Annotated in this window: 18 protein-coding genes and 3 pseudogenes; 4 read left to right on the top strand and 17 right to left on the bottom strand. The window is 66.5% G+C overall.

Translation table 11 applies throughout. The annotated features are described in order from the left end of the window. Positions 1-51 precede the first annotated feature (51 nt). Both OG588_RS29980 and OG588_RS29975 read right to left on the bottom strand, forming a co-directional pair. Positions 52-1,878, bottom strand: a complete 1,827-nt coding sequence (locus tag OG588_RS29980; RefSeq protein WP_405949995.1) for an alpha/beta hydrolase — start codon at positions 1,876-1,878, stop codon at positions 52-54. A gap of 9 nt (positions 1,879-1,887) precedes the next feature. Then, positions 1,888-2,331: a hypothetical protein gene (locus OG588_RS29975; protein WP_405949994.1), complete on the bottom strand. Its 444-nt coding sequence runs from the start codon at positions 2,329-2,331 to the stop codon at positions 1,888-1,890. A 309-nt stretch (positions 2,332-2,640) separates the two neighbouring features. Here OG588_RS29975 and OG588_RS29970 point away from each other — a divergent pair. Further along, positions 2,641-4,021 (top strand): annotated as a pseudogene (locus OG588_RS29970) (S41 family peptidase). Here the strand turns inward: OG588_RS29970 and OG588_RS29965 are convergent. From OG588_RS29965 to OG588_RS29910, 12 genes and pseudogenes are all read right to left on the bottom strand, one after another. Next, on the bottom strand, positions 4,018-4,152 hold the full coding sequence (locus OG588_RS29965; protein ID WP_405949993.1) for a hypothetical protein: 135 nt from the start codon (positions 4,150-4,152) through the stop codon (positions 4,018-4,020). The pseudogene OG588_RS29970 and the gene OG588_RS29965 overlap by 4 nt on opposite strands. After that, complete coding sequence (locus tag OG588_RS29960; protein WP_405949992.1) at positions 4,149-4,574, bottom strand: hypothetical protein; 426 nt, start codon at positions 4,572-4,574, stop codon at positions 4,149-4,151. The genes OG588_RS29965 and OG588_RS29960 overlap by 4 nt, the downstream gene beginning before the upstream one ends. 175 nt (positions 4,575-4,749) lie before the next feature. Beyond that, positions 4,750-5,253 (bottom strand): hypothetical protein, encoded by a 504-nt coding sequence (locus tag OG588_RS29955; RefSeq protein WP_405949991.1) that lies wholly within the window; start codon positions 5,251-5,253, stop codon positions 4,750-4,752. Between the two features lie 63 nt (positions 5,254-5,316). Next, positions 5,317-7,587, bottom strand: a complete 2,271-nt coding sequence (locus OG588_RS29950; RefSeq protein WP_405949990.1) for a hypothetical protein — start codon at positions 7,585-7,587, stop codon at positions 5,317-5,319. Between the two features lie 56 nt (positions 7,588-7,643). Further along, positions 7,644-8,171, bottom strand: a complete 528-nt coding sequence (locus OG588_RS29945) for a hypothetical protein (protein WP_405949989.1) — start codon at positions 8,169-8,171, stop codon at positions 7,644-7,646. A gap of 170 nt (positions 8,172-8,341) precedes the next feature. Next, positions 8,342-8,551 (bottom strand): annotated as a pseudogene (locus OG588_RS29940) (transposase); the annotation flags it as partial. Positions 8,552-8,892: 341 nt separating this feature from the next. Then, positions 8,893-9,121 (bottom strand): annotated as a pseudogene (locus tag OG588_RS29935) (transposase); the annotation flags it as partial. A gap of 156 nt (positions 9,122-9,277) precedes the next feature. Beyond that, positions 9,278-9,718: a DUF6283 family protein gene (locus OG588_RS29930; protein WP_405949988.1), complete on the bottom strand. Its 441-nt coding sequence runs from the start codon at positions 9,716-9,718 to the stop codon at positions 9,278-9,280. Positions 9,719-9,750: 32 nt separating this feature from the next. Continuing rightward, complete coding sequence (locus OG588_RS29925) at positions 9,751-11,160, bottom strand: NAD(P)/FAD-dependent oxidoreductase (RefSeq protein WP_405949987.1); 1,410 nt, start codon at positions 11,158-11,160, stop codon at positions 9,751-9,753. Next, on the bottom strand, positions 11,150-12,349 hold the full coding sequence (locus tag OG588_RS29920; RefSeq protein WP_405949986.1) for an MAB_1171c family putative transporter: 1,200 nt from the start codon (positions 12,347-12,349) through the stop codon (positions 11,150-11,152). The genes OG588_RS29925 and OG588_RS29920 overlap by 11 nt, the downstream gene beginning before the upstream one ends. Then, entirely contained in the window at positions 12,346-12,954 is a 609-nt protein-coding gene (locus OG588_RS29915; protein ID WP_405949985.1) for a toxin, read from the bottom strand. Before OG588_RS29915 ends, OG588_RS29920 begins: the two co-directional genes overlap by 4 nt. After that, positions 12,951-13,562 carry a hypothetical protein gene (locus OG588_RS29910; RefSeq protein ID WP_405949984.1) on the bottom strand — a complete coding sequence of 204 codons (612 nt, stop codon included), beginning with the start codon at positions 13,560-13,562 and terminating at the stop codon, positions 12,951-12,953. Before OG588_RS29910 ends, OG588_RS29915 begins: the two co-directional genes overlap by 4 nt. A 714-nt stretch (positions 13,563-14,276) precedes the next feature. Between OG588_RS29910 and OG588_RS29905 the strand changes: the two genes are divergently transcribed. The 3 genes from OG588_RS29905 to OG588_RS29895 are packed head-to-tail and all read left to right on the top strand — an operon-like array spanning position 14,277 to position 14,970. Further along, the gene (locus OG588_RS29905; RefSeq protein ID WP_405949983.1) at positions 14,277-14,465 is read left to right on the top strand and encodes a hypothetical protein; all 189 of its coding nucleotides are present in this window, start codon (positions 14,277-14,279) and stop codon (positions 14,463-14,465) included. Beyond that, positions 14,462-14,725, top strand: a complete 264-nt coding sequence (locus OG588_RS29900; RefSeq protein ID WP_405949982.1) for a class I SAM-dependent methyltransferase — start codon at positions 14,462-14,464, stop codon at positions 14,723-14,725. The genes OG588_RS29905 and OG588_RS29900 overlap by 4 nt, the downstream gene beginning before the upstream one ends. After that, on the top strand, positions 14,722-14,970 hold the full coding sequence (locus OG588_RS29895; protein WP_405949981.1) for a hypothetical protein: 249 nt from the start codon (positions 14,722-14,724) through the stop codon (positions 14,968-14,970). Before OG588_RS29900 ends, OG588_RS29895 begins: the two co-directional genes overlap by 4 nt. Before the next feature lie 362 nt (positions 14,971-15,332). Here the strand turns inward: OG588_RS29895 and OG588_RS29890 are convergent, their stop codons facing one another. The 3 genes from OG588_RS29890 to OG588_RS29880 all read right to left on the bottom strand — a co-directional run bounded on the left by OG588_RS29890 (position 15,333) and on the right by OG588_RS29880 (position 18,315). Then, positions 15,333-15,683 (bottom strand): hypothetical protein, encoded by a 351-nt coding sequence (locus OG588_RS29890; protein ID WP_405949980.1) that lies wholly within the window; start codon positions 15,681-15,683, stop codon positions 15,333-15,335. 80 nt (positions 15,684-15,763) lie between these two features. Beyond that, the gene (locus OG588_RS29885; protein WP_405949979.1) at positions 15,764-16,303 is read right to left on the bottom strand and encodes a hypothetical protein; all 540 of its coding nucleotides are present in this window, start codon (positions 16,301-16,303) and stop codon (positions 15,764-15,766) included. Continuing rightward, positions 16,300-18,315, bottom strand: a complete 2,016-nt coding sequence (locus OG588_RS29880) for a hypothetical protein (protein ID WP_405949978.1) — start codon at positions 18,313-18,315, stop codon at positions 16,300-16,302. Before OG588_RS29880 ends, OG588_RS29885 begins: the two co-directional genes overlap by 4 nt. Positions 18,316-18,366: the final 51 nt, after the last annotated feature.

Here is an 18,366-nt window from a genome sequence, read left to right as displayed (position 1 = left end):
CCTGGGGGAAATCCCCTACGGGCAGTAACTCCCCTGCGGGGCTGGGGACCTTCAGTCCTCCAGAACGACATCTCCGTACCTTCCTGTGATCACCCGAGCCTGGTTCTCCAGGCTGAGCGACGCTTGCTGACCGTCGGTGTCCCAGAATCCGCCGTGATCGGGCGAGTCACTCTTCATCACGTTCCCGCCGAACGAGTCGTCGGTGGGAATGGTCAGCTCGTCGCCGAGCCCCACCAGACGACCGCCCTGACGCACGATCTCGTCGTTGGCAGGTGCGCCCATCGCCCAGACATGATCCGCACCGACGCCCAGGTCAGCCGCATGATCCGCTTGAACACCAGGGCTCCCCGCGAACATGTAGTCGTCGACGGCCTCGGAGTCGCTCCAAGTCCCGGACTGGGCGGAGACACCGACGACCGTGCTTCCGTAGCTGTGCCCGAGGACCGTGGTGTGGGCGGCGTTTCCGGAGGCTTCTTCATGGGCTGCCCGGTTTCCCTGGAGGAAGTCGTACAGACGCGGACCTCCCTCCTCGGCGTACTTACCGCTGGTCGCCTGCGGAGCGATGCTGTCCGGCGCGTTGTAGTCGAGCCACGTGATCGTGGACACGTTCTGGCTCGGGGCGAGTTGGGCGCTCTCAGCCCACAGGGTCTCCCCACGACCGAGGTCCCCGTGGGAGTCTCCCTCCCCGATCTTTTCGAGTCCGGCGAAGGTACCGGGGACATACACCGCCACATGGTCGGCGAGATCCGGATTTCCGTTGGCGAGGATGACCTTTCCATCGCCCAGCCCCACGGGGTCGAAGCCGAGCAGGTACGCCTCGGGCAGGCCCCCTTCGCCGGTCCGGTCGAAGCGGTCCTGGATGTATCCCATGCCCTTGAGCGTCTGCCTCAACTGCTCCGGGCGGTCGCCGTACTGCCTGTACCAGTCCATCCACTCATCGGTGTGCACCTTTGACGGAGTCGGGCCGGAAGTGATCCACGTCCACTCGTTGGCGGGAGGACTCGGGATCGAGTCCAGTTCCGTCTGAAGCCTCGCCCGTGTCTCGTCGAACACCACGCGGTTGGCCTCGTCGCGGACCGCGGACGGCAGTCCGTTGAGTTCTCCCACTGTCTTGGGGTCAACGGACATCCACGCGGCCCGCTCCTCCGCCGTGAGCCCCTTCCACCACTCCGCGTTGTCCTCCGGACTGCCGTCCTTGGGCCGCTGGGGCAGAGAGTCGAGATATTTCCCGCCCGCTTCCCGCACACCGCTCGTGTCGGAGGACGCGTCGGCCCAGTCCTTGTCGGACACGGTCAGATCGTCGTCGGCCTTCAACGCCCGCAGCTTCGGGGCCCACTTCTCGTCCGCCTCCGTGGCTTCCTTGAGGGCACCGGCGATCTGGTCCGCGTAGTCCTGGGCGAGGCGGTGGTGGGGATTGGGGTCGAAGTTGGCCGCCTGGCGGCCGACCGCGGAGGCCGTGCCGTCCGTGAGGCCGCTCACCGTGCCGCCGTCGGGGATCTTGCCGTCCTGGTCCTTCTCCCCCGCCGGCGGATAGGTGATCGAACCGTCGGCGTTCACGGTGAGCTTCGCCGCCCGCGCGCCTTCGAGCGCCGCGTCGAGCTTGCTCCTGGCCGCGCCCAGCTCGTACGAGAACGCCTCGAGCGCCGTACTGACAAGACCGCACTCGACCTGGATGTAGTGGAAGTTCTTGCCCAGCTCCGTCAGCTGTTTGACCGCCGCGGTCGCGGCCTCGCCCTTCAGCGAGTTCCTCATGGCCACGGCTATCTGGTTCTCGATACGGTCCTTGACCGCGCTCGCCATGTCGGAAGTGCTGCGGTATCCGTCGGCCGCCTCCGAGTACTCGGTCGGCTTCAGGGCCCTCAGTGTCGCTAGATCCATGACGACTCGTTACCGCCCCTTGTCCTGGCCGCCGACAGCCGGGGTGTCCGCGTACTCGACCTCCAGGTTGCCGAGCTCAACCTCGACCGCCTCATCGGTCTTCAGCTGCTCGTTGCCCGCCTTCTCCAGCAGCCCCGAGAGCTTCCCGCAACGCGCGCTGACGTTCTTGACGTAGGTCTCCCATGAGCCGTAGACCTCCTTCTGAGCCGCTGCGGTCACGCAGCCGGAGTCTTCGCCGAGACCTTTCTGTCCGTCCGTCAGCTTCCCGAACGCCTTGCTGATGTCCTCACGGAGCGAGCCGACGTCGTCCCCCGCCTTGGCCCAGTCGCGTCGGTTCGACACCAACTGGCCGCCGGAACCACCCGGGTCCATCGGTACGTGGTTCAGCTGCATCCGGGCGGAACTCCGTTCAGCCGCCGCGGTTTTGAGCTGCTCCCACTCCTCCCACGCCATGCGTAGCCCCTCCCCGTGTCGCTTGGCATGTCACCGAGGGATGCGAACACACGATCGCATCGCTCACCGTTCGCAACGTACCGTAGCGACACCGCACCCCCTGCCTCATCCGCATCGGCCACCACGGCGTCTGAGTATCCGTACTCAGCCGGAAGAGGGATGCCGGGTGAATCCGTGGGCCGTCGGTCACGAGGTGGGGGGTTTGCCTCACCCCGACGCACCGGTTTGCCGGATGGTTCGGGTGGCGTCCGGTCGGTCACGGTGGTGGGGCAACAGGTACGGAAAGCCACACCACGGGGAGAACCGCACGTGCGTATCGCCGCCGCCACCGCCATCGCCACCGTCCTGACCCTCACCGTCGGCACAGCCGCACCGGCCGCCTTCGCCGGCGGTGCCGAGCCGAGTGAACGGCCTGTGGCGCACGGACGGCTACGGCACGGTCCTCGCCCTCGGCCATGGGACGTATCAGGAGTACCAGACCACCTCCGTCAGCTGCCTCCGGGGCGACTCCGCACGGGAGACCGGCCCCGGCACCTACACGGTGGGCGGTGACGTCCTGACCGTGCGGCTCACCCAGGATCGCGACCACGCCACGATTGGCGCGGACAGCTCGGTGGGGCATCGGAAGCTGCGCCGTATCAAGGCCCTGCCGGCCGCCTGCACCCGCCCGACCCCGAAGGGCCCGCCGGCCTCCTTCGACGTCTTCTGGCAGTCCTACGAGGAGAACTACCCGTTCTTCGCGGCCAAGGGCATCGACTGGCACGCCGTACGGGACGAGTACCGGCCGCAGGTGCACAAGGACACGACCAGGGCGGAACTGTTCGACATCTTCAGCAGGATGGTGCGTCCGCTGTACGACGCGCACGTCGCGGTGCAGGACGGCGACCGCGTGTTCGCCGAGGGCCGTCCTGGCACCGAGGTGCCGAGCGAGCAACTGGACGCCAGGGTCAAGAAGTTCATCGTGGCGCGAGATCTGGCGAACGCCCCGTACCGACGGGACTTCGCCAACGGCCGTATCACGTACGCGGATCTGGCGGGCGGCGGTCGTCTCGGCTATCTGCGGATCTCGGGCTTCGGTGGTTACCTGGCCGACGAGAAGGCGTCGTACGCGGCCCAACTGGCCGAGTTGGAGCGGGCGTTGAACACCGTCCTCACGCCGGAACGGTCACGTCACCTGCACGGACTGATCATCGACCTGCGCATCAACGGCGGCGGTTCCGACGCCCTCGGCATCCACATCGCGGAACGCCTGACCGACAGCCCCTACGTCGCCTACGCCAAGCGCGCCCGCAACGACCCGAAGGACCCGAGCCGGCACACACGCCCCGAGCCGGTCCCGGTGCTTCCGGCCCACGCCCCGCGCTACACCGGCCCGGTCGCCGTCCTGACCGGCGGCTCGACGGTGAGCGCGGGCGAGACTTTCACCCAGGCGCTGATCGACCGTCCCGGCCGGACGGTCCGCATCGGGCAGCCCACGCAGGGGGTCTTCTCCGACGTCATGGAACGCGGGCTCCCCAACGGCATGACGGCCTGGCTCCCGAACGAGGAGTACCTGACCGACTCGGGCCGGACGTTCGACGGGACGGGGATTCCGCCCCAGGTGTCGGTGCCGGTGTTCACGGAGGAGGAGTTCAGGGAGGGGCGGGACTCGGCGTTCGATCGGGCGGTGAAGGCCATGGCCCGCGGCTAGGTGGCGGGCAGCTTCGTGGGAACCGTGGGGTTGTTCCGGCAGGCGAATGTCTTCGCCGTCACACAGGCGGGGTTCAGCAGGTACCGCAGGTGAGGTCCGGTGTCGGTGTTCCCGGTGAGGGTGTCGGTCATGGAGCCCGCCAGCGGCACACCCGTCTCCTGGGTCGCGGGGGCGCCGGATGCGCCGGACGCATCAGATGCGTCGGACTTCTCGTCGAACGGGGAGTCGAAGGGAAGACGGACGCGCCGTAGCTGATCGACAGGCGGCTGGTGTGCGGCTTCTGGTCCTGGACCACGATGCGGCACAGCTCGGAGGGCAGGAAGGGGGAGACCGCCTTGCTGCTGGGATCCCGTGACCTGGCGTCGTCGTAGAAGGCGGCCTTGAGGTCCTTGAGGTCCTTAACGTCCACCAGCCCGGTCTGCCGCGCGCTGCTGTCCTTGACCCACTGCTCGCCGGCCGTGCCCAGCAGGTCCTGGCAGCTCTCCCGGGTCCTGTCGCCGGTTCCGGTGTCTTTCGTGGCGCCGGAGCTGCACGCCGACGCCGATCGCGGCACCGGCCACGGAGTTGCGACACTCGCCCTGTTTCTCCAACTCCCGGTTGACCGCTCCCTCTACGTCGCCGTACTGGTGCCCGATCGCCTCGATACGGGCCTCGTCCAGCAGACCGTGCATCGAGACACTGTGCAGCCCGGCCTCCTCCTTCTGTCGAGGTGCCGGGTCGCGCCGTGTTCACCGGCACGCCGGGGAGCGCTCAACTTCCTTGGTGTACGCGATGATCAGCTTCTTCATGGCGGCCGCGTCCTCGTGCTCCGAGCCGGAGGCCTGGATGGCTGTGTAGAGGATCTGGTCGTCGTGCTCGCTGCTACGGCAGTTCTCCGTCCTGCCGAACGCCTGGTTGCCGGAGTAGGCGAAACGGCCGTCGTCCGTCCGGTGCTCCGGGTTGTCCTGAGTCAGCCCCTGGGCGAACTGGAGCACGGTCATGTCGTTCCACCACTCCTGAGCGGCGTAGACGATCCGCTTGCCGTCCACCGACACGGCGCATCGTGTGGCTGTGTCGGTGTGGACCGTCTCCTTGGTCGAAGCACTCCTGCCGGCCGGAAGGAACTCGGCGAGCTCTCCCGCGTCGACGGCGATGCCGCACAGGGACTTGGGTGTGGCGTACTCGCGTTTCTGCTCGGGCTCGGAGCAGCCCGAGATCCCGATGACGAGTGCGGACAGTGCCGTGGCAGCCACTGCGCGACGGCCGCGCCCAGGGGTCAGGATCGGATTCATGGCGTTCTCGCAACTGGTTGGAAGTCAGGGAGTGGTCGTGCTGCCGGGAGCTTGGCCGTCCAAAATGGCGCGGGCGTTGATGTAACCCTGACGAGAACCCTCTCGGGCCCATGTTCCTATGTCGTCGGAGTTCGCCAAGTGGTATCTGTCGGCCGCGGACTGCGCGCCGAGGGCGACGTATTCGTTGTTCTGGGACAGGCCCGCTTGCCAGCGATTTCCCATTTCATTGGCGGCAGCGGCAAGCGCATGCCCTTCGGCGTCCTTGAACACCCTTTCCAGAACCACGCTGGTGACCGTTCCCGCCGCACCGCCGGCAGCCGCACCGACCCAGGGTGTCGCGACGAACGACGTCCCGACGCCGACGACCGTTCCGACGCTGCCGGAGATCCAGTTCTTCCGCTGCGAGACGCTGTAGTCGTAGGCGTCGTCCTGGTCGCCGCCCGGTTTCGCCACCTCCTCCTGCCGCCCGAGGCCCAGCACGCCCGACACTTCACCGGTCCGCTCGGAGATGTACTTGACGGTGGTCTCCTGGTCCTGGGAGAACCGTTGATCCGCCGGAAGATCCGGATCGAGGTGATACGCCATGAGCTTGGACATGTAGGCTTCTTGACCGACTTCGACGGCGGCATATCCCGCGGAGTTCTGGCCGACGGCGAAAAGGAACTTGCTCACGTCCCGATGGTGGACTCCGGAGTCCGTGCCGGCGATCGGATAGAGCTTCTGGATCTGGTCCCAGTCGTCCGAATCCCTGCTCACGTCGGTCGTGGCCCGGTTGATGTCCGGGAGATATTCGGAAGCCATCTGCCCCATGCTGTCCGACATGTAGTCGCGCTCGGTGAGCCGTTCCGGATCGTCACCCACCGAGGAAACGATGGCATTGAAGAGCTTGGCCTGTTCCTTGTCGTGCGCCGGGGTGTCCAGTGTCGGGATTTCACCGGCCGGGTGCCCGGTCGTCGCGGCTTCCAGGGCCGACGCGAGGTTGTTCCGCCCGTCGTCGCTGCCGTCGCCGCTGAAGTCGTTCTCCATCGCGTCCGGCCAGTGGCGTTCTTCGAAAAGGTACGTGAAGTTGGAGACGGCCTCCTTGTGGTCGTCGTCCTTCGGGATGAAGTCGTCGTTGAAGAACTCGGTGGCGGCATCCGGGCTGTTGGAGAGTCCCTTCAGATATCCACTCATCGGGTCCCACCCCGTATCGCCGGCCATCCGGTTGAGATAGGGGTCGAATCCCAGCTGCTGCCAGGCGGTGTGCTTGCCGTCGCCGGTGAACTTCCGCTCCGTGGCCATGAGTCGGTCGCCGTACTCGGTCATGAAGGAGTCGTCGTAGTCGCCCGCGCGCATGAGGTTGCTCATGACCTGGAAGCCCAGGATGTTGCCTCGATGACCGACCCGCTGGTCACCGAGTTCGATCACGTCGCGTTTCCACTGCGTCATCGCGGCCGCATCGCTCTGGCTCGCCGTCGCCAGCGTCAGACTCAGGTTCTTCTGCAACTCACCCAGTTGTTCCCGCCGTTCCCGGGTGAGATCGGGCGCCACCTGCGGATCCGCGACACCGGCCCAGAACTCCAGAGTCCTCTTCGGCCCGAGGTCGGTGGCGAAGCGCTCCGCGAACAGTGGATCGTCGTGATATTCCTTCAGCCCGGCATTCAAACGGTCGAATTCCTGGACCGTGAGCTCGTCCGGGTCCTTCTTCGCCAGCTTCGCCAACTCATCGGCTTCCCGGACCGCGTTCGCCGCGGTGTCACGGTCTTTGTAGTCGGTGTCGGCGAAGCCCGTCGCGGCCTGGTCGGCGATGGCTTTGAGGACGGTCTCGGCGGAGCTGTCGCTCTCTCCGGCCTTCCTGAGGATCTCCTGCACCTCGTCGCGCAGTGCCGTGACGTCGCTCTCGTCATGGTCCGGGACGGTGGTGCCCTTCGCCGCCCGGTCAGGATGGATGTTCATGGTGACCGTGAAACGTCCGTCACCGGTGCCCACCACGGTCAGGTTCTTCTTCAGACCGCGATCGATGGCCGCGTTGAGATCTTTCTGATACTGCTTCAGCTCACCGACCGTGTCACTCAGAATGCGGTGGATCGTTCTCGCCTGGGTGTGGGCATCTGTGAACTCACCGGCGGTCTTGCCGATGAACTCCTTCGTGATCTGAGCGTTCATCCCGGCCCAGTTGGCGGTGTTGGCGGCCTGATGCAAGCCGTCCTCCGCCTGTTTCCTCAGGTCCGCGAGATTGCTGACGAGTGTCGACCAGTCGGTGACGGCCTCGTCGACGGCGGAGAAATTGGCGAAGCGCAGGGTATCGAGATCCACAGGTAACGGTCCTCAAACGAGATACGAGCGATGAGCCGACGGACGTCCCCGTCCCGTCACCCTCCGCCCCCTCCGCTGCCTCCGCCGCCTTCGCCCTTGTCCTGCTTGCTGTAGTCGTTCTTCGCCCCCGGCGCACCGACCCGCTCGTCGAAACCGGCATCCAGGGTGTCGATGCTGCTCATCTGGCGCTGGATGTAGTGCTCGTCGCCGGCATGCACCTTCTTGGTGGTCTGCATATGGTTCGAGATCTGAGCGCAGGCGTCCATGAGCGACTTCAACTGCTCGTCCCAGCGATCGGACACATGCCGCAAACCGCCCCCGAGGGCGAACCCCTGCTGCAACAGATTGCCCGCCGCGGTGTCACTGCTGGGAATGCTGACGCGCGCCCTGTCCCACAGCTGGTTGTACAACTCGTGGGAACTCTTGCCGATCTTGACCAGATCGTCGTGCCCGACCTTCAGATCGCCCGTCTCGCTCGGCGTGACGTACGGCCCGTACGTGCCGCCCCCGTCGGGCACGCTGTTCAGTTGCGTACCGACCGGCGTGTGCTTGGCCTTGAGCTGTTCCCACTCGTCCCACGGCATGAGTGAGCCCCTCCCCCGTATCCACATCAGTTGGTATGACGCTAGCAAAGCAGAGGCAAAGCAACTCCATATTTGTCGGCTTTATGACGCCTTGGCACCCGGTGAAGGTTTCGAGGAGCCACACCCACGCCAAGGCCAACTCGGGCGGCTGCGCGGGGGAACGCCGACGCCTAGTGCTGTGACCGCATAAGTTCCCCGGGTTGAGTCAGGTTGGGGTAGTTGGAGCGGGCGATGGAGAACTGCCTCAGCGGTCCGAAGTGCGCCTCGATCGGGTTCGCCCACGAGGCGTGGATCGGCGTGAAGCACAGCTCGACCTTGTTCTTCGTCGCCAAGCGGCAGATGTCGCAGCCCTTGTGGGCGGACAGGTTGTCGAGGATCACTGGGAAGACGGGGCACTGACTGCATCCATCGAGACGTAAGAAGTGGAAAGCACGGATTCGTTTCTGAAGGCATCTCGTCCAGTGGCAGCGGCGTGTTTGCACCAGGGACAGGCATTGAGGTGTGAGCCATAGGTGTGGCACGGACGGGCGCTGCACACCTTGACTCGTGGGCGTTCTTCGTCCAGAGCGCGTAGCCAATCTGCGGCAGTTGGACGCTTCGTCACGTCCCGGGCACCCGGGCCGAAGGCGGCCTGGGCCGGCCTCAACGGCGACGGAGGCAAAACGGCGGGGTCGATCCTGCCGGCCGGCATGGCCGCGAGTTCCGGAGAGGCGACATAGGGGACGGTCTTGCCCACGTTGTAGCGGGGTGCGGGACGGCCGCTCTTGGTCCCAGGCGGCCGTCCGGGACCGGCACCAGGAGGTTGGGGAACACGAGCCGGGCAAAGGAGGTGGGCTCGGATGTTTCTGCCCCCTGCCCCCTGCCCCCTGCCCCCTGCGGACCCTGGCCTGAGTGAGGCGTTCGGGCGGGCCTGGTCGGCGCCGACACCCCGCGACCGGATGCAGCAGCCGCGCAACTAGATCCAAAACGCCCTTAGTTCACTAAGCGCCAGCAGCGGCGCCGGAACGCACACCCGATTCCCAGTCGCCGAGCAACTCCACCAGCTCTTCGGGTCCACCACCCGCGCCATCGCCACCGCCTCGTCATACGTGTCTTTCTCGACCGGCTCACCAGCGCTGAAGCTGTTCCTCGCGTGCTTCGAGGAGCGCCGCCAGGCTGGAATGCAAGGGCGGCCAGGTGCCGTAAGGCGCCAGGGTGTTGGGAGGCAGTGCATTAATGGCGATCGCCAGTTGAACCGCCAGGTGGTGTTGTCCGATCACTGCGAGCCAGCCTGCACACCAAGGCAGCGGCTGGGCACCGTCCGTCTGGTCGAGTGGGCAGTCCACGACAGGGGCCGTGAAGGGGGCCGGCTCGCGAGGTCTGCCGTCGGCGCGTGCCAGCATCTTCATATCGTGATCCGATGTGGCAGTGAGATCGGTATCCGTACGCCACAGGCACTCGGCGCAGGGACGGCTTCGAGCGTTGTAGGTCTCACCAGGTTCAAAAGCCAGGACCGTGACGTGTACGGCATCGTCGGTATGCGGTCCGCCGGCGTGCTCCACATTCATCTCCCATGGCCTCGGCGCCCTGATTCGGACAGCTAGGAAACGCTCTTCCATTCCTGTTCACTGAGAGGTGCCCCGGTCAGGTGGGGTCTCCTCGGGCCGAAGAGCATGGGGACGAGCATGTCCGGTGAAAAGAGCCGGGTGGCGGGTTTCTCCAGGCTCATCACGTCCAGCAGGGCGCCGAGGGCGCGCGGGTTGCGGGCGCCGGTGGCCACCGCCTGGTCGACGAAACGGGCGAGGAGCCTCTCCAGGGCGGTGGGGGGCGTGTCGGTGGCTCCGGGGTAGAAGGCGTCCTGTCCGACGGCGAGGTCCCAGGCCGCGGCAACCGGGCGTGCGGCGGCACGCTGGAGACGCTTCGCGGTGCCGGGTGCGGTGATGCTGGTGGTGCTGGTGGTGCGCAGAACGTCCCGGACGGCGATCGCGCACTGGGCGGCGACTGACAGTCCGTGGCCGTAGACCGGGTTGTAGGCGGCGATGGCGTCACCGAGGACGACGTAGCCGTCGGGCCAGCGTCGCGTCTTCTCGTAGTAGCGGCGGTGGTTGGAGGTGCTGCGGGTGGTGGCGATGTCTCCGAGCGGTTCGGCGTCTTTGAGGACGTGGCCGATGACGGGGTCGCCGAGGTGGCGGGCGAAGTCTTCGAAGGAGTCCGGGTCGTCGGTCGGCTCTCCCCCGCGGGTTCCGGCGAGGGTGACGATCCACTGGTTGTCTTCGATGGGCAGGATGATGCCGCCCTGGCCGGGGGCCTTGGCGGGGTTGGCCTGGACGTTGACGAGCGGGAAGCGGATGTCGGCGCTGGTGCCTGGGGCCCGGTAGCGGCGGGTGGCGTAGGCGACGCCGGCGTTGACTTCACGTTCGGGAGTCTTGGGCAGACCCAGTCCTTCGAGCCATGCGGGACTGCGGGAGCCGCGGCCGGAGGCGTCGATGACGAGGTCGGCGGTCAGGATGCGTTCGTCCCCGCTGCTGCTGACGCGCAGCCCGGTGACTCGGGTGGCATCGCCGACGAGTCCGAGCGCGGTGGTGTTCTCCCGGATCGTGACGTTCTCCAGCGCCCGGACACGGGCACGGAGCACGGAGTCGAGAAGGTCACGGGAGCAGACGAGGTTGCGGTGATGAGTCGCGGTGAAGCGCCGGAACCAGACTTCGTTGGGTGCCCGGGAGACCATGTCGCCCATGATGTGGACCAGTCGGCCCCCCTTGGCGAGGACGTCGTCGGTGACGCCGGGCAGCAGGTCGTTGAAGGCGCGTACTCCGCCGCTCCACACCAGGTGAGCGTGCCGGGCTTGCGGGACGCCGCGGCGGGGTTCGGCCCCATCGGGCAGCACGTCGCGTTCGACGATGGTGACGTCGGCGAACTCGGCCAGGGCGGCTGCCGCGAAGAGTCCGGCTGCGCTTGCCCCTATGACGACGACGGCGGCGGGGCGGCTGTTCGTGGTTCTACGAGGCATATGTATCGGCGCTTTCTGTGCCGGTCACCCGCTGGCGGATGCCGTCGACGAGGCGAGGGTGATGCAGGACCTGCGCGATCGTGTCGATGTGCTCGTGAATGTCCGTGCCGAACTCGAGCTGCTGTTCCGTGAGGCGCTCCGGGCGGGACACACCGCTGCGGTGGGCGTCGATGGCCGCGCAGACGGTGACGGCGCGGGCCACGTCGTGGGCCTTCTCCTCGGTGTAGCCGGGGGGTGTCGCACGGTGGGCTCTCTGGTAGAGGTCCTGGTCGAAGTAGGGGACCAGGACCCGCAGAGCGTCGTGAATGCGCTGTTGGCGCTGCACCAGGCGGAGGTCCAGCGGCACCCAGAGGCCGAACCGGGCCGGGGCGGAGGAGGGGGTGACCTCGCGCACGGCCCGCCACAGTGAGCGCAGGCGCCAGTACTCGCGCCGGTCATGGACCCATTTCTGCTGGAGGGGGCCGGCCTGGGGAACGATGAACCCCATGGCGACGAGTGCGCCCGCCAGGAGGGCGAAGGGCGGTGCGACGTTGGTGCTGAGAGTGTCCCAGTCGTGCCCCGACCAGCGGGCGCCGATCGCGATCAGCTTCACCACGTCGAAGACGAGTCCGGAGCCGAAGCCGAGCAGCAGGAAGACCACGCCCGATCTCAGCCAGCGGTTCTCGACCTCGGGGAACCATTTGACCAGCATGTAGGTGGCGACCAGGGACGTCGCCATGTGAGCGCCCAGGTACAGGAGGATGTGCTCGCTCATCCAGGGGGTGCTGGCGTAGTAGGTGTCGAGGTCGTAGATCCTCGGCTCGGGCACGCGGGCCAGCAGGAAGGTCACCCACAGCATCACGATGATGCCGGCGTAGATCCAGTAGATGCGGCGCATCCGGCGTTGTCGCCGGGCAGAGGGTTCCTCCCGCCATCGCATGATCATGGTGAGGGCGGTGGCGCCGAACGCGGTCAGGAACGAGTAGGCCCAGGGCGATGCGATGTTGGGGACGCCGGTCAGCTGGTTGAGGCGTTCGATGTTGACGGGGGTGATGACGACGAGTACGGCCGTGGCGAAGGCCAGCAGGAGCGTGGTGGCCTTGACGTTGGGGTCCCGCCAGGCGCGCACGATGGTGGGTAGTTTGAGGAGGAGAGCGATCGCGAGGAACGCGGTGGGGAGGGCGTAGGGGATGTGGAAGTACGCACTCACAAGAGGCTGCCGCCGCGGTTGAGGAGGGAGAGGTTTATTCGTCCCTCGACGGTCGCGTCGCTGACCGGTCCTTGCGCGTACTGTCCCTTCATCCAGGTCCGTACTGCCCTGCCGAAGAGGAGGCCGAAGGTCTCCGCGTCCACCTCGTGGTCGTCGGCGGAATGGGCCCGGGCTGTCAGAGTGAGGACAGCCTCCCTGGACACGTCGTATTGGTCGAGGATCTGTTCGATAGCGCGGCGGACTGTTTCGGGCGGCGGAGGAGCGCCGAGCGTGCGGGCGGCCGCGGGTATCCCGCCGGTGTGATGGCCTGCGCTCCCCGCCTCCTCGTGCCACAGTTCGTGGCCAAGAATGACGAACTGGGCGCCAGGGGCAGTAGCCGCCTCGACGACGATGAGGGATCGGTCGCCGAAGTCCAGGCATACACCGGACATCCCGGCTTCCGGCGGGAACGAGTGGAACTTGAGCTCGATGGGCCGACCTTTGCGGACGCTCATGGCCCGGCAGAATTCCTCCATCACGGCCCGTGGTTCGGCCGGGCGCTGAAGTGATTTCGACGCTTCCTCGCCTAAATCGCTGAGCAGTAACTTCATCGCCTTGGTGCTCACGCGCCGGACTCCCCCTTCTGTGGCAGCACCGACTGCAGCACTCCCTTGAGGACACGTTCCACTTGTTCCCGTGTCAGGTCACCGTCCTGCCTCATATGCGCGCTTTCCACTCCGTACTCGCGCATGAGTAGCGACAGAGGATCCGTGTCGGAACCCTCCAACTCCCGCAGGGTGGGCAGCAGTACGCGGTTGAGCGCTTCGTCGGCCGGTGCGGTGAAGAAGCGCTCGCCGCCTTCGACGCGGAAGTACGCCGCCAGGTGGTGCAGGAGATCGACGTTGGGCATCTTCTTGCCCTCGCAGACACTGCGCGCCCAGACATCGGAGATCCCCAGCGAGTCACGGAGGTCGGCGGCCAGGTCCGACGCGCGTTTACCGTTGTCGGCGAGATAGGCGGCACTGACCACCTTCATGCGCGCGCAGACACGATCGGAGACCGAATCGGGCGTCGGCTTGCCGCCCTTCACCAGGCGCTTGATGACCGTGTCCGGCAGGGCCGTCTTCGCGGCCAGAGTCTGCACGTCGAAGATATCCGCGCGCTTCAGGCCTCGTTCGGTGATCAGCTCGTCCAGACGTCGAAGCGTCTCGGGTAGCGATGTGGATGACTCCAACGAGGTTCTCCCTACGGGCCCTTGGGGGCGGCGGCTCCCGCACATGTGCAGGGCAGCGTACGCGCAACCACCCACGCGCCACAACGATCGTTTATTGGCCACATACGATCGTTTAATTCCCGACATTCTCCCCAGATGGGGCCAGACCCATCTCTGGAGCCCGCACGTCGCCCCTCCTGCCCAACGACCATCGACTAACGATCGTTTATAAATTTATAACTATCGTTGACACACAGTGTTTGGTCGTAGCAATATCACCGGGCAGCGGAGGTGAGACACCCTTGCACGCGCCACACGCGCCGAACTGCACTCGCTGCACGGAGCGCTGTTCCCGCCCGTACGGCACCGGGCACTCTCGGCTGCTTCCGGGCGCCCCTTCCCCCTAACCGGGGAGGTCCGGGAGTGCCGGGCAACCGTCGTCCGCTTCGCCGGTCGTGCTCACGCGTCCAGCCCCGTCCGCGTATGCGCCAACGTCACCGAGCGGTCAACCCGCCCGGAAGACAGCGCGTGCAGCACCTCCCGGCACCGCAGACCGACCGCCCGGCCACCTCACGCGCCTCTCCCGACGCTCCCACCCCAGGAAGGAAGCGCTCATGAGTAAACGTCCGCTGCCGAACGGCCGCAGGCCAGACCACCGGAGAAGCCGGTGGCGCGCCGCTCCGGCCGCCCAGACGCCCCCGCCCCGGAGGTGCTCCGGCCCCGGAGCACCTCCCCGTGCATGACCCGCAGGCCGCCCTGCCCGCCCTGTCCGCCCTATCTGCCCTGGTGCCGGACCTCCCCGACGAACCCTCACCGGTGAACCTGTTCGGAGTCGCCGCGGGCGAGGTCACGAACCCCGGCTTCGACCTCAAGCGGCTGCGCCGGGTCCGGCGCACCGACGCACCGCCGGAGAACACCCCATGACCACCGGCCCGCTGGAAAGCCGCAGGTTGTCGGCGTCAGACTGGAACGCGTGGGCCGCGGCTGTCCCGCCGACGGCCGTCAGCCCCGCCGAGAGCGCGCTCTTCCGCGAGGCTGTTCACCCGCGTCCCGGCATGACCGCCGTCGATCTCGCGTGCGGAACGGGCGGGTGGACACGCCAACTTGCCTCCTGGGGCATCACGGTGACCGGCTACGACTTCTCCGACGAGGCACTGCGGTCCTGGTCGCACACCGTGGCATGACCCGCGATCAAGCTGTCGCAGAGGTCCGCTCCTGGTACCGCAAGGACTTGGCCAACGCCTGTCAGAAGCTGGCGACCGTCCTCGCCTCCTCCTGGGAAGCGCCCCCGCACGTCATGGACGGATACTGCAACGGACTGCTGGCGACCACCGCCGCGTTCCTTGCCTGGAACCAAGTCACCGACCGCTACTCGGTCGAGGTGTCGTCCCGGTACGCGCCCGCCCTCTCACAACACGCACGTCCCTAACCTGCTGCACCACTCGGCGGGACACCATCCAGCCCTCACAACCGCCAACCGGCGAACCTATGCGGCCACAGCACCGGCGGCTGCGACAGCTCCGGCGATCGCGCTGCCCGTAGCCGACCTCGCCCGGGCCGGCATCCGAGCCTTTCAGGTCGCGCATCAGTTGGTCGACGCGCTTCGGGAAGGCCGTGAAGGACGACAGATCGGTGGCGGCATTCGGTGGCGGCAGCGCCCTTCGCCGCGTCACTCGGCGGCGCATTGTCCGCTCCGTGCGTTCCTCGATACCCAAGCATCATCGCCCACTTTGACTCCACCCAAGGACAGTCCCATTTCGCTCCGTCTCGCAAGCGGTCGGAACGGGCCGGTCAGCTGGGCCAGGGGACGATCCCCGCGAAGAGGATCACCGAGAGTACGACCGTGCCGGGTGCGAGGGCGGCGAACAGGCGGCGCCGGTTGACGTTCTCCTCGGTCCGCGGCAGGACCCAACTGACCAGCAACAGCGCGACGGAGGCCAGAAGCCCCACCTGAAGGAACGTGAAGGCGGTGTCGAACCTCTGGGTGAAGCGCTCCGCCTCCACTCCGTCGCAGGCGTCGCAGGCCATGGGTGAGAGGCCGCCGATGATGTAGGCGACGAGGGCGGCGGGCAGGGTGACGATCGTCGCCATCAGCGGCCCGACCCATGTACCGCGTACCGAAGTGCCCTGTGTGATCGACATGCGTCCAGCCAACTGCAGGGCGCGGGGCGGCACATGAGCGCTCGTACTCATTCATGTACTCGCTGCACACCGAGACAACGTCACCTGCACCCCAAGGTCTTGAGCGTCGCCGGGAAGTAGGCCCGCATGAACTTCTCGATGTCCTTGCGGTGGGTCTGGTCCATGAGGCCGATTTGGGGGACTTGGAGGGTGAGGGTGAAGTATTTGCCGCCGTTCGTTTTGCAGGGGGCGATCGAGATGGCTCCGTCGGTTCCGATGATTGTCTTGTAGGTGAAGTCGATGGCGTGTGGATCCGTGACACGCGAGACCGATCCCGTGTTCTTGGCCAGATACATGAGGTCTGTCGCGCTTTCGCGCCATGAGAAGCGGAAGCCAAGCACCACCTCTCGTCCGGACAGTACGAGACAAGGGGCGGTGATCGCCTCGGCTCGGTCGACGCGATCGTATTCATGCCAGTCCTCGGTGGACTTCACGAGCGGACGCGCAAGACCGGGAGCAATACGCGTTCCGCAGATCACGCCTGGAAGCTCTCTGTCGGTGGAACTGCCGCAGGACACGACAAATACGGATGAGAGGAACAGGATCGGGCACGCAAGGCTGATGCGGAGGCGCATCTTCACTTGGACCGCTCCCCGGACATCCCGGTCGCATGGGCAATACCGTCCTCAGCCGATCGACTGATCTCCGCCTGCGGATCGAAGTACACGCCACCCTTTTGCGGATGCACCTTTCTCCATTCTTCAGCAAGTGCCATCAACTGACCGTTCCTCGCGGAATAAACGTTGACATTATGATCGGCTTGCGCCTGGTCGAGCCTTCGCTGCTCATCCGCAAGCCACTCGCCCGTCACATAGTCAAACCCCATCTGTACGTCACCACTAACGACAGGGATATAACCGATCGCCTTATCGAACAACGGCTTGCTCTCGAACGCCGCGGTCTTCGGGTCCCCAGCAGCCTGCACCCGGGCCTCCTCGAGGAAGCCAACAGTGCGGCCCACCTGGCTCAAGGAATCGGCCGAGTTCGAGTGGTCGCTATGAATGGCTGACACCATGGCCTGATTCATCCCGCCGTTCAACGTGCCATACGCCCCCTCATCCTTGGACACCTGCTTCACAACCTCGAAGAGTCGATGCTGATCCAAAGGCGACTTGGCGACGGCGACCTCACTCATGGAGGCATGCACCACACCCCCATGATTAACAAGCACGTTGGCCATCGGCTCCCGCAACGACGCCGGAAACTCATCCCCCTTGTCCGCCAAATACGTGAGCGCCGACTTGAACACCGCATCGTTGGTCGCCCGATCCCCCACCCGCCCCCCATGCGGATGCGCAGGATCGATCCCCGTGGCCCCCGCCTGCAACGCCGCCCCGAACCCCACCCGATCGTCCCCGTCCAACCGAGGCACATAACGACCGCCCTTCGACATCCCCTCGTCATTCAGGGTGACATTCCAGTCGCGGTCATTCATCAGGTACTTCATGTGGGCGTCGGAATGGAGATACCGCGCCGCCTCCGCCGGGTCCCGGCTCATGATGCCGAGCATCCCGTCGACGGGGTCGTTGGCGAACCACCCGCCACGCGCCCCGGCGTAAGTACCCTTCACCTGCCAGACCCCGGGGTGTTTCTTCTCCGCCGCGATCATGTCGTCGGTGAGATCCTCGACCATCGCCGGGGCGTAGCCGTGACCCTTCTGCATCAGCGTCACGAGGGACTGGTACCCGACGGCCTTGTCCAGATGGAGCCCCTGCGCATCCGTGGCGAAGTGCTCCAGACCCGCGTGCCGTATACCCGCACGCCACTTCCGGTACCAGTCCGACCTCGTGTGTTTCGTGGCCGTGGCGAGCGCGTTCGCCAGGCCCGTCTCGATCACCGAGTACGTACCCGTACCCGCACCACCCTGGATGTGGATGCGGTCGTTCAGTTCGTTCGTGAGCTTGATCGTGCCGGTGGGGCCCAGGTCGTCCAGGACCATCCGCGAGAACCCCTCGTCCTCGCTGTTGTCGCGGAACGACCGTTCCAGCTCTGCGAGTTGAGTGTCCGTCAACTCACCTCCCCTGCCCAGCTTCCGCAGGTACCTCTCCGTCTCCTCGGCCTCGTACGCCTCGACGTCACCCATCGCCCTGCCGTTGAACCCCCGCCCCCCGGCCAGCAGTTCGGAGTCGATCACGACACCCGCCAGCGCGATCCGGACGCCCTCATCCGCGTCCGTCACATCGCGTACGGCCTTGGTGATCCGGTCCTGCCACGGCTGTACGGCGTGCGGGTCGCCGGGGGTGTCCGGCCGGCCCGAACCCGGGCTCACCACCCCGGCCTCCGACACCTTCATGCCCGCCCGGACCGCGTCCCACCGCGCCGCCACCACCCGGCCCCGCAGCTCCACGAACCGCTCGTGCGCGTCCCGCAGCAACGACGCGATCCCCTTGGCCTCCGTCTGCGCGTACTGGAACTCCTTGAGCGTGACGTCGAACCGGGCGTTCGCCGCGTCGGCGCTGAGCCCGGTCCACGACGTACTCATGGAGATGCCGTGCACATCCCGCCGGTACGCCGCCTCCTGCTTCTCGAACTCCCCCGCCATACCGTCCCAGCGCTCGGCCGCGGTGGTCAGCGCGGCGAGGTCGGTGGTCATGATCTCGTGATACGTCGGCATGCGCCCAGTTGCCCCAATAGCTCCGCTGAC

The sequence above is a fragment of the Streptomyces prunicolor genome (assembly GCF_045162825.1).
In the GTDB taxonomy this organism is placed as follows: Bacteria; Actinomycetota; Actinomycetes; order Streptomycetales; family Streptomycetaceae; genus Streptomyces; species Streptomyces prunicolor.
This window is presented reverse-complemented; position numbering and strand designations above follow the sequence as displayed.